Here is a 14,222-nt window from a genome sequence, read left to right as displayed (position 1 = left end):
GCGATGCTCAGCGCCCGGGGATGACCGGGATCGCCGCGAGCAGCCGCTTCGTGTAGTCCTGCTCCGGGCGGTGCAGGACGCGTGCGGTGGGACCGTGCTCGACGATCGTGCCGTCCTTCATCACGGCGACGTCCTCGCACAGGTTCTGCACCACGCCGATGTCGTGCGAGACGAGCACGAGCGTCATGCCGTCACGGCTGAGCGCTCGCAGCAGGTCAAGGATCTGCGCGCGCACGGTGACGTCGAGCGCCGACAGCGGCTCGTCGCCGATGAGGATCCTGGGACGGTGCGCGATCGCCCTGGCCAGCGCCACGCGCTGACGCTGACCGCCGGAGAACTCGTGCGGGTAGCGCGACGCCGCCTCGGGGTCGAGGCCGACCTGGGCGAGCACCTCGGCGACCCTGGCGCGGTGATCGACGTCGATGTGCAGCGCGCGCAGGGGCTCCGACACGATCCGTCCGACCGACTGCCGGGGATCCAGCGAGGCGTAGGGATCCTGGAAGACGAGGCCCGTTTCGCGGCGCAGCCAGTGCAGCGCCCGGGCGGAGGCCGTCGCGTCGACCGGCCGTCCGTCGATGTGGACGGTCCCCGCGGTCGGGCGGTCGAGCCCCAGCAGCAGCCGGATCAGGGTGGACTTGCCGGATCCGGATTCGCCGATGATGCCGAGCGCGCGGCCGGCCGTCACATCGAGGTCCACATCGTCCAGCGCGACGGTGCGGGCGCGCCGGGCGAACGGCTCCTTCCGGGCCGCGAGGTACTCCCGGCGCAGGCCGCGGGCACGGATCAGCGGGTTCGCGGTCATCCCTCGTCCTCCCCGCGCCACAGGGTCGCGGTCGCGTCGCGCAGCAGCCCCTGCGTGATCGGCGACGTCGGCGTGGTCAGCAGCCTCTCGAGAGGGCCGGCCTCGACCACACGGCCCTCGGCGAGCACCACGGCGTGCGTGGCGACCTGCGCGAGCACGGCGAGGTCGTGCGTGATGAACACGAGCGACATCCCGTCCGATTCCACGAGCGAGAGCAGGAGCGTCAGCACTCCCGCCTGGATCGTGACGTCGAGGGCCGTGGTGGGCTCGTCCGCGATGAGCAGGCGGGGGCGCGCGGCGAGGGCGATCGCGATCGCCGCGCGCTGACGCTGCCCGCCGCTCAGCTGATGCGGGTAGCGGTCCACGATGCGCTCGGGATCCGGCAGCGCCACGCGCGCGGCCTCGGCGACGGCGCGGACGCGGGCGGCGCGGCGATCGATGCGCTCGTGGATCCGGATGGTCTCGGCGATCTGGCGGCCGATCGTGCGGATCGGGTTGAGCGCCGTCCGCGGCTCCTGGAAGACCATGCCGATCTCGTCGCCGCGGATCTCCGCGAGTTCGCGGTCGGGCAGGTCGAGGATCTCGCGACCGTTCCAGCGCACGCTTCCCGAGGCCGAGGCGCCGTCGGGCAGCAGCCCCATGAGCGCGAGCGCCGTGAGCGACTTGCCGGATCCGGACTCGCCGATGAGGCCGACCCTGGCGCCGTCGGGCACGGTGAAGGAGACGCCGTCGACGACCCTGCGGCCATCGATCTCGATCACGAGGTCGGTCACCTCGAGCGTCATGCGGTCACCTCCGGGAGGCGGGGCTGTCCGGCGCGAGTACGGCCCGCCGGACGCCGTCCGGTGCGCAGCGTGGGATCCGTCGCATCGCGCAGCGCATCGCCGAGCAGGTTGAACGCCAGCACGGTGATCGTGATCGCGAGCCCCGGCCACACCACGGTGAGTGGGTGGATCTGGATGTAGCGCTGCAGGTCGGCCAGCAGGACGCCCCAGGAAGGATCGACGACCGACGCGCCGAAGCCGAGGTAGGACAGGCCGGCCTCGGCGAGGACGGCCGTCGCCATGGCCCAGCTCAGCTGGACGATGAACACAGGGGCGATGTTGGGCAGCAGATGCTGCACGAGGTTCTGCAGCGGGCTGAGCCCCGACGCCTTCCCCGCGATGACGAAGTCGCTGTGCTGCACGCGGCGCAGCTCGGGACGGGTGACCCTGGCGACGTTCACGCCGAATCCGATGCCCACCGCCCACACCACGACCCAGAGGGATCCGCCCTGCACGGTGGAGATGAGCATGGCGATGATGAGCACGGGGAAGGCGATGAGGACGTCGACGAGCACGGCCACGGTCTCGCGCACCCAGCGCGCGGTGAGGGCGCCGAGAGCGCCGAGCGCGAGCCCGATCAGCGTCGCGATGACGCCCGCGCCGACCGCCACGAGCACGGTCGTCCTGGATCCGGCCATGATGAGGCTCAGGATGTCCCGTCCGGTCAGGTCCGTGCCGAGCAGGTGCGGCCAGCCGGGGGTGAGCCAGCGCGACGCGACGTCCGTGGCCCGGGGGTCGAACGGCGTCCAGAAGAGGGACACCGCGGCGGTGACGAGGATCACGGCCACGACGATCAGCCCGAACAGGCCCGAAGCGGAGGAGAGCAGGCGGCGCAGCGCATTCGCCCGGCGCGGGGAGGGGCTCATTCGTCCGCCTCCCGCTGCCGGGGGTCGAGCGCGCGGTGCACGAGGTCGACGACGAAGCCGATGATGAGCACCATGCCCGTGAGCACGAGTAGCTCGCCCTGCACCTTCACGAGGTCGCGCGTGCCGACGTCGGCGACGAGCATGCGCCCGATCCCCGGCAGCGTGAAGAGCTGCTCGACGACCACGGATCCGACGATGATCCCGGCGACCTGGATGCCGAGGACGGTGATGATCGAGAGGCCGACGGCCGGGAGCCCGTGCTGGATCAGGGCGCGGTTGCGGGTGAGCCCCTTCGCGGCGGCCGTGCGCACGAAGTCCTGAGACGCCGCCTGCAGGGTCGCGCTGCGCACGAAGCGCAGCAGCAGCGCCCCCTCGATCGCGCCGATCGTGAGTGCGGGGAGGACCAGCGATTGCAGCGCCGCGCCCGGATCCGCCCATCCTCCGCGGGGGAACCCCTGCGCCGGCAGCCAGCCCAGCCACACCGCGAACACGACGACGAGCATCATGCCCGCCCACACGACGGGGACGGCGGCGACCGCCTGCGCCGCGGTGTTCAGCGCCGTTCCGGCGGCCCGCCCCCGCAGCATGGCGGAGGCGATGCCCAGGGGCACCGCGATCACCAGCGCGACGAGCAGCGACAGCGTCGCGAGCGGCACCGTCACCTGGGCCTTCTGCGCGAGCTCGGCGGCGACCGACGCCCCGTTCAGCTGCGACGTGCCGAGGTCGCCGTGCAGCACGCCCCCGATCCAGCCCAGGTACTGCAGCACGAGCGGCTGATCCAGCCCGAGGGCCTTGCGGATCGCGTCGACCTGGGCCGGCGTCGCCTTGTCTCCCGCGAGGAGCTGCGCCACGTCGCCGGGGAAGACCCGGAGGGCGAGGAAGATCAGCGCGCTCGCGACGAGGAGCCCTGCGATGAGCAGGGCTCCTCGAGTGAGCGCATAGCGGAGCACAGAGCCGAGGCTACTTCGAGACGGTGACGCCGCGCAGATCGAGCCGCGAGTTGATCGAGTCCTTCGGGAAACCGTTCACACCGGGGCGCACCGCGGTCAGCGTCTGATCCTCGTACAGCCAGTCCGCGGCGGCGTCCTTGGCCACGATCTCGGCGGCCTGGGAGAGCAGGTCGGCCGACTTCTTCGGGTCCAGCTCGGTCTGCGACTGGGCGTAGAGCTTCTGCACCTCGGGATTGTTGTAGCCGAAGTAGTAGTCCGGGTTGGCGAAGTTGCCGAAGTCGCGCGGCTCCACGTGCAGCACGAAGCTGAGGTCGTAGTCGTGCTTGGTGAAGACGGTGTCCAGCCAGGCGGGGAACTCGACCGAGTCCACCTTGAGGGTCACGCCCACCTTCTTGAAGTCGCTCGTGAGCAGCTGCGGAACCGTGGTGCCGTAGAACGAGGGGATCGTGAGCGTGAGCGAGAGGTTCTCCTGGCCGGCCTCCTTGAGCAGCGCCTTGGCCTTCTCGGGGTCGTACGGCGCCGTGCTCGACAGGTCCTTGTAGCCGGGGTCGAGCTGCGGGATCGGGCCGTACAGCGTGGTGCCGACGCCGCGGGCTTCGATGATCGCCTTGTGGTCGATCGCCAGCCGCAGCGCCTCGCGGACGCGCTGGTCGTTCAGGGGCGCCTTGGCGTTGTTGAACGCGAGAGTGCCCTTGTCGGTGGTCTTGCCCTTCGTGATGGCGAACTTTCCATCGAGCTGCGGGGCGAGGTTCGCGTCGACCGCGGTGAGCACGTCGAGGGTGCCGCTCTGGGCGGCGTTCACTCCGGCGGTGAAGTCGGGGATGTAGTCGAACACGATGCTCTTCACACCCGCCTTCGTGCCCCAGTACTTGTCGTTCCGGGCGAAGGAGAGCGAATCGCCCTTCTTCCACTGCGTCAGGGTGAACGGACCCGTGCCGTTCTCGGCCGCCTGCAGATCGGTCGTGTCCCCCTTCTGGAACACGAGCCCCGCCGTGCCGGTGAGGCTGAACAGGAAGTTCTGGCTCGGCTGGCTCAGGGTGATCACGACGGTCTTGTCATCCTTCGCCGCGATCGAGGCGACGCCGGCGAGATCGGCATGTCCCTGCACGGTCTGGTCGTCCTTGGCGGTCTGCAGCGAGGCGACGACGTCGGCGGAGGTGAGCGTGGCACCGCTGTGGAACGTGATGCCGTCGTTGAGCACGAACGTGTAGGTGAGTCCGTCGGACGAGATCTCGTGGCTCTTCGCGAGCCGGTCGATGATCTTGTTGTCCTGCGTCCGGCTGACCAGACCCTCGTAGATGTTGTCGACGAGCACCTGCTCGAGGGCGGCGCCGCTCGTGTGCCGGATGTCGAGACTCGAAGGCTCGAGCACGAGCCCCACCGTGAGGGTCGCGTTCGCGTCGGCGGCGCCGGCGGAGCTGCTTCCCGCGGGGGAGGGGGAGCCGGTGCAGGCGGACAGCATCAGGGCGGCGGCCGTCAGGCCGGTGAGCAGGGCGACGGCGGCGCGGCGCGGCGCGCGGGGCCGGCGCGAGGCGAGGGCGGCGCGGGTGCGGTGCATGCGGGGGATCCTCTCGGGCGGTGCTGTGGATGCGGTGCGGGTCGTGCGGGTCGTGCTGTGCGGTCGAGCCTAGGGCGGCCCCTCGGCGGGGAGCGCGGCCGCTGAGACGCGGCGTCACATTCCGGGGGTGGTGCGGCGCGGGCGTCAGGGACCGGTGCTGTCCGCGGCGGTGCGGATGATCTCGGCGAGGGCGGCGGGTGCGGTCTCCTGCAGGTTGTGGTTGCCCACCAGGTGCAGGACACGGGCACCGGGGAGACGGGTGCGGAACTCCTGCTCCGCATGGTCGGAGACGAATCCGCGTCCGGCGCGGACGAGCGTGATCGGGACCGCGACGGTGTCGAGATCCGCCCAGCCGTGCTCCCCGAGGATCGTCGGCGACGGCGCGGAGGACGGCGACCCTGCGGGCGGTGCCTCCAGCAGCCGGGCGGCGATGTGCGCGAAGTGATGCTTCCACTCCACCCGGCCGTCGGCCCTCACGCGCGTGTTGAGGAAGACGCCGCGCGCCGTGTCCTCGCGGGATCCGCCGAAACCGAACTGCTGCGCACGGTCGACGAGGTCGTCCCTGCTGGCGGCGTCCACCACGCGGTAGAACTCGCGCAGGGCCGCAGGGCCCCCGCTCTGGTCGACGCCGGGGGTGATGTCGACGACGATGAGCTCGCGCACGAGCTCGGGGGCGCGGGCGGCGACGGCCGCGGCGGTGAGCCCGCCGAGGGACTGTCCGACCAGCACCTGCGGGCGATCCGCCCAGGCGTGCAGCGCTTCGACGACATCGGCGGCGAGCGTGCGGCCGGTGTAGTCGGCATCCTCGCGCCAGGAGGAGTCGCCGTGCCCGGCGAGGTCGAGCACGAGCGCGGGCCGGCCCAGGGCGAGCACCGTGGTGTCCCAGGTGTGCGCGTTGAGGCCGGCGCCGTGCAGCAGGGTCACTTCGACGGGCTCGTCGCCGAAGCGCAGCGCACTCAGCGTGCGGCCGTCGGGGAGGGGCAGGCTCAGACGCCGGACGGGCGGGACCTCCGCGCCGAGCGCGCGGGCCTGACCGGCGAGGAAGGAGAACTCGGTGATCTCTTCTGGTGCGACGTGGGACACGCCCTCATTGTGCTCCTGTGCAGCCGTCGGCGCGAAACGAGAGATCAGAGTGCGTAACAAAGAGCTCAGTGTGATGACCTATACGCGTCAAAGAGGCGCGATTAACGAGGCAGATCGATCCGGTCCGGAACTGTGAGGTGATCCTGCGGCGGATCCGGATCAGAACGCGCTCAGACCCGTGAGCGCCCGGCCGATCACGAGCTGATGGATCTCGTCGGTGCCCTCGTAGGTGCGGACGGACTCCAGGTTGGCCGCATGGCGCATCACCGGATAGGCGTTGGTGATGCCGTCGCCGGCCAGGATCGAGCGCGCCTGATGCGCGATCTCGAGGGCCTCGCGCACGCTGTTCAGCTTGCCCACCGAGATCTGCGCGGGGGTCAGTGCGCCGCGTTCCTTGAGCCGTCCCAGATGGAGCGCGAGCAGGATCCCCTTCTCGACCTCGAGGAGCATGTCGGCGAGCTTCGCCTGCGTGAGCTGGTTGGCGCCGATCGGCTTGCCGAACACCTCGCGGCTCGTCGCGCGCTCCAGAGCGGCTTCGAGACAGCTGCGCGCCGCTCCCATCGCGCCCCAGATGATGCCGTACCGGGCCTCGTTCAGGCAGCCGAACGGGCCGGACAGGCCCTCAGCCCCGGGAAGGATCGCGTCCGCAGGGATCCGGACGCCGTCGAGCGCGACATCGCACTGCACCGAGGCGCGCATCGACAGCTTCCCGGTGATCGGGGTCGCCGTGAAACCGGGCGTCGCGGTCGGCACGAGGAAGCCCCGCACGGCCCGTCCGCCCTCGCCGAGGGCAGGATCGTCCACCCGCGCCCAGACCACGGCGACATCGGCGAGCGAGGCGAGCCCGATCCAGCGCTTGGCGCCGTCGATCACCCAGTGATCGCCGTCCCGGCGCGCGGTGGTCGTCATGGCGGCGGGGTCGCTGCCGCCCTGCGGCTCGGTGAGCGCGAAGCAGCCGACCGCGTCTCCCGTCGCCATGCGCGGCAGCCACGCCTGCTTCTGCTCCTCCGAGCCGTACTTCGCGATCGCGCTCATCGCGAGCGAGCCCTGCACCGAGACGAAGGTGCGCCAGCCGCTGTCCGCGGCCTCCAGCTCGAGGCAGGCGAGGCCGTACGAGACGGCGCCCGCGCCGGCGCAGCCGTATCCGGTGAGGTGCATGCCGAGGAACCCGGCGGCGCCGAGCTCCGGGATGAGCTCGCGGCGGAAGTGCGCGTTCTCGAAGTCGTCCTCGATGACGGGCTGGATCCGCTCCTGCGCGAACGTCCGCGCGCGCTGCTGCCAGTCGCGCTCCTCGGATGTGAGCAGGGCGTCGAAGTCGAACACGGCGTCGATGCGGGGAGCGGTCGTCATCTCAGGTCCTTTCGGTGCGCCAGGCGGCGGGCGCGGAGTCGTTCAGGGCGGGCGGCGGCGTGCGATACGCCGCGGGGGAGTCTCCGAGCCGGATCGGATTCGCGATGGTGCGCGAGGGGCCGAGCGTCACCACGGGGTCGAGGCCCAGGCCCTCGGCGAAGGAGATCGCCTCCGCCACGTCGTGCACGAGGCCGGCGGGGATCCCCGCCGCGCGGAACAGGTCGATCCAGTGCGCGGCCTCGGCACCCGCGAGGCCGCCCTCGATCAGCGTCGTGAGGGCGTCGCGGTGCGCGACCCGGTCGGCGTTGCGGAGGAACCGAGGGTCTGCGGCGAGCGAGGGGAGCCCCAGCGCCTCGGCCAGCGCACGGAACTGCTTGTCGTTGCCGACGGCGATCACGAGGTCGCGGTCGACCGCGCGGAACAGCGCGTAGGGCGCGATCGAGGGATGCTCGTTGCCCAGACGGCGGGGCGGGATGCCGGTGGCGAGGGTCGAGGCGGCCTGGTTCGTCAGGGCGGAGAGGAGGCTCTGCAGCAGAGACACCTCGACCCGCTGGCCGAGACCCGTCCGGTCGCGCTCGCGCAGGGCGAGCAGGATCCCGGCCACGGCGTTCTGCCCGCACAGCACGTCGACGAGGGCGACGCCGGCCTTCGCCGCCGTGCCCTCCGGATCGCCGGTGATGGACATGAGGCCGCCCACGGCCTGCACGAGCAGGTCGTAGCCGGCGAGCGAGGCGCCGGGGCCGTCGCCGAAACCCGTGATGGAGCAGTAGACGACGCCGGGATTGGCGGCGTGGACCGCGGCGAAGTCCAGGCCGAAGCGCTCCATGACGCCGGGGCGGAAGTTCTCGATGACGACGTCCGCGGTGAGCGCGAGCCGCAGCGCCTCGGCGCGGTCGGCTTCGACGGTCAGATCGAGCGCGACCGAGCGCTTGTTGCGATTGACGCTGCCGAAGTAGGTCGCGGTGCCGTCGGCATCGACGGGCGGGTGCCAATGCCGGGTGTCGTCACCGTCCGGCGGCTCGATCTTCAGCACGTCGGCGCCGAAGTCGGCGAGCGTCATGGTGGCGTACGGACCGGCGAGCACCCGGGAGAAGTCGGCCACGCGCACGCCGTCGAGAACGCCGCGCCGTTCGGTCTCCCCGCTCATCCGCCAGCTCCTTCGCCGTTCCTCGCCCGCCCCGCCTACCGTGTCCCACTTCCGGCCACGCCATGTCCCACTTCTGGCTGAGAAACCGGTGCCGGAGCAGCCAGAACTGGGACATGGTTCTCACCGGCTGTCCCGCACGGCTCCCATCCTACGGACGGCTGCGGCCGTGCCCCCGGACACGCCCTAGGCTGGAGGGGACGGCGAACGCGAACGGTGAGGAGGCGCAGATGATCCTGCTCGACGTGCCCGGCATCTCGAACCTGCGCGATGTCGGCGGCATCCCCGCCGGCGCCTCCCGGATCCGCGAGGGCGTGCTGTTCCGCTCCGGCAACCTCGCGCACGTCGGGCCCGATGCGCACTCCTTCCTGACCGAGCGGGTCTCGCGCGTCGTCGATCTCCGCGATGACAGCGAGGTGAACGCCGAGCCGTGCGCGCTGCCGGGGCTGCGCATCGACCGGATCCCGCTCTTCGCGGGATCCGTCGCCTCCTTCCTGATGGGCGATGTCAGCCTCGCGGGCCTGTACCGGCGCATCGTCGAGGACGGCGCGGGCCGCATCGTGCAGGTCGTCCGGATCCTGTCGGCGGGGGAGCCCACCCTCGTGCACTGCACGCTCGGCAAGGACCGCACGGGCGTGAGCGTGGCGCTGGCGCTCGCCGCCGTCGGGGCGGACCGGGAGGCGATCGTGGAGGACTACGCGCTGACCGCTTCGCAGCTTCCGGAGTCCCGCAACCGGGCGATCGCGAAGTGGCTCGAGGAGCGCCTGCCGATCGCGCACGACGCGATCGCGGTCGCCACGCAGTCTCCGGCGCCGGTCATGCGCGAGCTGCTGAGGGGCATCGACGAGCAGCACGGGTCGGTCGCGGACTATCTGCTCGCCTCCGGGCTGACCCGCGCCGAGCTGGAGTCGCTCGGGGCGGCGCTGGTCGGGTAGTCGCGCGCCGCCCTCCGGCCGTGCGGCGGAGGTAGGTTAGGCAACCCTTCATTCGGTGATATCGTAGAGGCATCATGACCACTGCGATCCGCACCACTGCACGCGCCGAGCGCCGTGCCCTGCGTCGCTCCTCGAAGGCCCAGTATCTGATCGTCGCCGACGAGCGATCCCTGGCAGAGCTGGAAGCGGAGCTGTCGACGCTGCCGCTGTGCGCGACGGGTCGGGTGTTCATCGAGGTCCCGGATGCGGAATCGATCTCCACGGTCTCGGTCCCGCCCCGGATGACCGTCACCTGGCTTCCGCGCGCCACCCGCTCCGGCGCCCCCGGAACCGCTCGCCGGTGCCCCCAGGGCATGGCTGCCTCGCGCGCCGCGATCGCCTGGGCCGACGAGATGCTGTGCGACGGCGCGGAGGAGCACACCACGGTGACGCTGCTCGGCGGTTTCCTCGGCACCGCGGACATCGCGGAGCACCTCACGGAGCGTCTGGGGATGGACCCCGCGCGGATCACCGCGCCGGAGCGCTTCCGACTGCTCTGACCCGGAGATCGGCGGCCGCCCGAAGGCCCGGGCCGTGGACCCGGCTCAGCGCCGGGGCAGGTAGTGCCCGTCCTCGAGGCCGGCCTCGATCTCGAAGCGGTTGCGCAGCGGATCCCGCCCGGCGAGCAGGTACAGGAACGGCATCAGAAGGCCGTAGCGCAGCCACTGCTTCTTGTGCACGGCCTCGTGCCGGAGCACGCGGTCGTCCGGCACCGTGTCGCCGGTGAGATAGCAGCCCGCGACGCAGACGCCGCCGCGTGCGAACGTCCACTCGGGCATGCCGCGGAAGATCCACAGTCCCTCACGGCGCTCGACCTCGCCCGTGCTCCACAGCCCGCCCCAGATCCAGCCCACGGCCATGCCCCAGGCGTAGCCGAGCCGGCTGATCGGGGAGCGCAGCAGCACGGAGGGCAGGCGCAGGTCACGTCGTCGGCCGCGCTCCAGGATCTCTGCGGCCTCGGCCTCGATCGCGGCGATGCGGGCGGTGTCGCCCGCCGTCACGCGAGGGCGCCGATCAGGCGCAGGATCGCACCGAGGTCCTGCACCGCATCTCCCGGGGAGCGCGGAGCGAAGCCGGCGATGGTCGCGCCTGCGAGCGGGAGCTGTTCGCGCAGCGCCTTCACCGCGCCGACGACATCCGCCGTGCGCAGGCCGAACGGCACCGCGGAGGAGACGCCCGCGAGCTCGGACGGATCCAGCACGTCGACGTCGATGTGCACGTACACGCGGGAGGCCCCGGTGGCGGCCACCGCCGCCGCGAGAGCCCGTGCGTCGTCGACATCGTCGAGCCGGACGATCCCCGACGTCGCGAGATACGCGCTCTCGGCGTCGTCCTCGGAGCGGGCGCCCACGAGCACCGTGCGCTCGGGGGTGAGTCCAGAGGGGCCGTCGATCGGGAACGAGTCGTGGCCGAGCAGGGCGCGCAGGGCCATGCCCGCATAGGCACCGGAGACGGAGGACTCGGGGGTGTGCAGGTCGGGGTGCGCGTCGAACCAGACGATCGCGACGTCGTGCAATGCGCCGGGGAGGGCGGCGACCGCGGCGACGCTGACGCCGCAGTCACCGCCCACCACGAGCGTGGGCTCGGCATGTGCCGTGATCGCTTCCTCGATGAGCTCCCTCGTGCGGCGCAGGCTGCTGAGCCTGTGCACGCCCGTGCCCTCGGCATCGCCGGCCTCGAGCGGGATCTCCAGCACCGTCGTACGCGCGCTGGGCAGGTCGCCGGCGATCGCCGACGCCCCTTCGGTGAGCAGCATCGCCCGCGGGGCAGGGGAGCCCTGCCACTGCGGGACGACGAGGAAGCGGGTCATCTCAGCCCTCGAGCGCTTCCTGCGGCTTGGTCGATCCGGCCTTGAGCTCCGCGAGACGGGCCTCGACCTCGGTCAGCTGGCCGATGTCCTCGAGGCTCTCGAACTGCGCGTCGAGGCTGGACGCGGCGAGCTCCGCCTTGCCCTGGGCGAGCGCCTCCTGGCGACGGACCTTGTCCTCGAACCGGCCCAGCTCGCTGGTGGGGTCGAGTACGTTGATCGACGACACCGCGTCCTGCACCTTGGTCTGCGCCTCGGCGACCTTGGCGCGGGCGAGCAGCTCGCTGCGCTTGTTCTTCAGCTCGACCAGCTTGTCCTTCATGCCGTTCAGGCCGGTCTTGAGCTTGTCGACGATCTCGGTCTGGGCCGCGATCTGCGGCTCGGCCGTCCGCGCCTCCTGCTCCGAGCTGATCTGGCGCTGCAGGGCGACCTTGGCGAGGTTGTCGAACTTGTCGGCGTCGGGGATGTTGCCCGCCCCGCGCAGCTCGTCGGCCTTGCGGCTGGCGGCGAGGGCCTTGTTGCCCCACTCTGCGGCGGACTGCACGTCCTCCTGGTGGTCGCGCTCGAGCAGGCGCAGGTTGCCGATCGTCTCGGCGATGGCCGACTCGGCGTCCGCGACGTTGTTGGTGTAGTCGCGGACCAGCTGATCGATCATCTTCTGCGGGTCCTCCGCGGAATCGATGAGCGCGTTGACGTTGGCCTTCACCAGGGTGGAGATGCGGCCGAAGATGGACTGCTTGGTCATGGGATGTCCTTTCCAGATTTCCGGTCGATGGGGTCGTGCACGTGAGGAGAAGCTGAAGATGCGGGGTGTCAGAAGCGGCCGCCCGATCCGCCGCGTCCGCCTCCGCCGAAGCTCGAGGGGCTGAATCCGCCTCCGCCTCCGCCGCTGGAGCGCCAGCCGCCGCCTCCGCCCCAGCCTCCGCCGGAGCGCCCGCCACCGCCACCGGACAGGATGCCGCCGATGATGCCGCCGAGGATCGCGTCGCCCATGCCGCTGCGGTTTCCGCCGCCCCAGCCGCCGTCGTTGCCCCACGAGTCGATCGAGCCCGCCGCGAGCTGGGTCGCCTCGCGGGCGAGGGCGATCGCGCGCTGCGCGTGCTGCAGGGCGCTGTTCGGATCCGCGACGCGCGCCGCCTCCGCCTGGTCGTACTCCGCGGACGCCTGGGCGGCCCTCGTGCGCGCATCGGGGCCGATCGCTCCGCGGTGTGTGGTGATGTAGCTGTTGGCCGTGGAGATCTCCGCGCGGGCCTGCGTGAGCGTCTGCTCCAGCACCTGCTGGGCGCGCTCGGCCTGCTGCTGGGCGTTGCGGATCGCATCGACCGTGCTGTCGATGCGGGTGTTGGCGGCGGTCAGCGACTCCAGCACCGCTTGAGGGCGGCGTCCGGTGCCGGTGGCGTCGGTGCGGGCCTGGTCCAGGGCCGTGCGGGTCGCGGCGACCGCGGCGCTCAGCTCCGGGGAGGCGGGCAGCGCCGCGGCACCCGCGAGGTCCTGTTCGAGGTTCGCGATGAGGGCCTGCGACTGCGACTCGGTCGCGGCGAGGTCGCTCTGCAGCGTCGTGATGGCCGCAGCCAGCTGCGCGGCCTGCAGCACGCCCTCCTCGCCGGTGCGGATCGCGAAGGCGGCCTCGCCGCGCTTCCCCTGAGCGACGAGCTCGCCGGCCTGCGCGATGTTGGCGTCGGCGAGCTCCAGCCGGCTTGCGGCCTCCGCCGGGTTGCCTGCGACCGTCTGCAGCGCAGAGGCGTCGTACACGGCGGCCAGCGCCTGGAGCGCGCCGGGCGCGGCGGCCACGGCGGAGGCCGCCGAAGCGCGATGGCTCTTCAACTGGGCGAGCGCCTGCTCCGCGTTCTGCTCGAGCTTGCGGAGCTCGTCGAACGCGGCGACGTTCGCGTCGAGCGCGTTGTCGGCCGACTCGCACAGCCGGATGATCTGCAGGTGCCAGTCGCGGCGCTGCTGGTCGGTGTCCGGGATCTCGTCGTCGAGCTTCTGCTTGAGGGAGAACGCCTCGTCGAGCTTGCCCTTGGCCTTCGCGACCACATCGGTGAACGTGCTCGTCGCGGCGTCGCCGAACTGCGCGGTCGCGAAGCCGAGGTCTTCGGTGGAGGACGTGATCGCGTCGTCGGTGTGCACGAGGGCGAGCCCGGCGCGCTTGGCCAGCTCCTCGTCGCTGATGGCGTCGAGCGGATCGCCGACCGGCTGGGTCGCGGCGGGCTTGACCCTGGCCGCGGCGCGGCGGCGCATCACCACGAGCACGATGATCGCGGCGATGATCGCGAGGACGCAGAGGACGACCAGCAGGATTCCGCCGAGATCCGCGCCCGAGGAGCCGGATCCCCCGAAGCCGTCCGCCGCGGTGTTCACGGCGGCGGCCCAGTGCTTGTCGCGCAGATCGTTCACGAGCGACCGCGAGATCTGGTCGACGCGGGTCAGCGGGACCGGCCCGGCCTTGTCCGCGGACAGGTAGTACTGCCGCGACTCGGTGGCGATCGCGAGGAGGTACTGCTGCTGGCCGAGGCCGTTGTCCACGGCGACCTGGTTCGTCCACTCCTGGCTGTTGTCGGGGTTCGAGAACGCATCCACGAACACGACGAACAGCTGGATGTTCTTGTCGCGGCTGAGCGTCTCGAGCCTGTCGTTGAGCTCGTTCGCCTCGGAGGAGCCCAGCGCGCCGACCAGGTCCGTGACGAACTCGGATCCGAGCGTCACCGGAGCGGTGGCCGGGCGCGGCTCCGCGGAAGAGGGGCGGGGTTCGACGGAGGAGGACCCGGCATCGGCCAGCGCCGGAGCGGAGAAGAGGGACATGCCGAGCACACCCAGGACCACACCGACGACGACAGCCCACCGCGCGCGCATCTTCGCTCCTC

14 protein-coding genes are annotated in these 14,222 nt (G+C 71.6%); 2 read left to right on the top strand and 12 right to left on the bottom strand.

The annotated features are described in order from the left end of the window. Positions 1-7: 7 nt before the first annotated feature. The 8 genes from ACIPY5_RS04605 to ACIPY5_RS04570 all read right to left on the bottom strand — a co-directional run bounded on the left by ACIPY5_RS04605 (position 8) and on the right by ACIPY5_RS04570 (position 8,580). Complete coding sequence (locus ACIPY5_RS04605) at positions 8-802, bottom strand: ABC transporter ATP-binding protein (RefSeq protein WP_400967226.1); 795 nt, start codon at positions 800-802, stop codon at positions 8-10. Continuing rightward, positions 799-1,587 carry an ABC transporter ATP-binding protein gene (locus tag ACIPY5_RS04600; protein WP_400967223.1) on the bottom strand — a complete coding sequence of 263 codons (789 nt, stop codon included), beginning with the start codon at positions 1,585-1,587 and terminating at the stop codon, positions 799-801. Before ACIPY5_RS04600 ends, ACIPY5_RS04605 begins: the two co-directional genes overlap by 4 nt. Next, positions 1,584-2,492, bottom strand: coding sequence for an ABC transporter permease (locus tag ACIPY5_RS04595; protein WP_400967221.1), 909 nt, complete (start codon positions 2,490-2,492; stop codon positions 1,584-1,586). Before ACIPY5_RS04595 ends, ACIPY5_RS04600 begins: the two co-directional genes overlap by 4 nt. Beyond that, complete coding sequence (locus tag ACIPY5_RS04590; RefSeq protein WP_309340495.1) at positions 2,489-3,442, bottom strand: ABC transporter permease; 954 nt, start codon at positions 3,440-3,442, stop codon at positions 2,489-2,491. Before ACIPY5_RS04590 ends, ACIPY5_RS04595 begins: the two co-directional genes overlap by 4 nt. 10 nt (positions 3,443-3,452) lie before the next feature. Next, entirely contained in the window at positions 3,453-5,000 is a 1,548-nt protein-coding gene (locus ACIPY5_RS04585; RefSeq protein ID WP_400967218.1) for an ABC transporter substrate-binding protein, read from the bottom strand. A 144-nt stretch (positions 5,001-5,144) separates the two neighbouring features. Next, on the bottom strand, positions 5,145-6,083 hold the full coding sequence (locus ACIPY5_RS04580) for an alpha/beta fold hydrolase (protein ID WP_400967216.1): 939 nt from the start codon (positions 6,081-6,083) through the stop codon (positions 5,145-5,147). A 159-nt stretch (positions 6,084-6,242) separates the two neighbouring features. After that, complete coding sequence (locus tag ACIPY5_RS04575) at positions 6,243-7,433, bottom strand: acyl-CoA dehydrogenase family protein (RefSeq protein ID WP_400967214.1); 1,191 nt, start codon at positions 7,431-7,433, stop codon at positions 6,243-6,245. Position 7,434: 1 nt separating this feature from the next. Then, entirely contained in the window at positions 7,435-8,580 is a 1,146-nt protein-coding gene (locus tag ACIPY5_RS04570; RefSeq protein ID WP_400967212.1) for a CaiB/BaiF CoA transferase family protein, read from the bottom strand. 227 nt (positions 8,581-8,807) lie between these two features. Between ACIPY5_RS04570 and ACIPY5_RS04565 the strand changes: the two genes are divergently transcribed. Next, positions 8,808-9,512 carry a tyrosine-protein phosphatase gene (locus ACIPY5_RS04565; protein WP_400967210.1) on the top strand — a complete coding sequence of 235 codons (705 nt, stop codon included), beginning with the start codon at positions 8,808-8,810 and terminating at the stop codon, positions 9,510-9,512. A gap of 74 nt (positions 9,513-9,586) precedes the next feature. Beyond that, positions 9,587-10,051 carry an SIP domain-containing protein gene (locus tag ACIPY5_RS04560; RefSeq protein WP_400967207.1) on the top strand — a complete coding sequence of 155 codons (465 nt, stop codon included), beginning with the start codon at positions 9,587-9,589 and terminating at the stop codon, positions 10,049-10,051. Between the two features lie 45 nt (positions 10,052-10,096). On the opposite strand, the gene ACIPY5_RS04555 is transcribed toward ACIPY5_RS04560, so the two are convergent. From ACIPY5_RS04555 to ACIPY5_RS04540, 4 genes are all read right to left on the bottom strand, one after another. Beyond that, on the bottom strand, positions 10,097-10,552 hold the full coding sequence (locus ACIPY5_RS04555) for a Fe-S oxidoreductase (RefSeq protein WP_400967204.1): 456 nt from the start codon (positions 10,550-10,552) through the stop codon (positions 10,097-10,099). Then, entirely contained in the window at positions 10,549-11,361 is an 813-nt protein-coding gene (locus tag ACIPY5_RS04550; protein ID WP_309340483.1) for an arginase family protein, read from the bottom strand. Before ACIPY5_RS04550 ends, ACIPY5_RS04555 begins: the two co-directional genes overlap by 4 nt. Position 11,362: 1 nt before the next feature. Further along, a complete protein-coding gene (locus ACIPY5_RS04545) occupies positions 11,363-12,103 on the bottom strand; it encodes a PspA/IM30 family protein (protein ID WP_400967200.1) in 741 nt (246 codons plus the stop codon). A gap of 68 nt (positions 12,104-12,171) precedes the next feature. After that, positions 12,172-14,211 (bottom strand): TPM domain-containing protein, encoded by a 2,040-nt coding sequence (locus ACIPY5_RS04540; RefSeq protein WP_400967197.1) that lies wholly within the window; start codon positions 14,209-14,211, stop codon positions 12,172-12,174. Positions 14,212-14,222 lie beyond the last annotated feature (11 nt).

Origin of the sequence: Microbacterium sp. NPDC089698 (genome assembly GCF_044749045.1) — a bacterium.
Lineage (GTDB): Bacteria > Actinomycetota > Actinomycetes > Actinomycetales > Microbacteriaceae > Microbacterium.
Note: the sequence above shows the minus strand (reverse complement) of the source record. Positions and strands in the feature narration are given on the sequence as shown.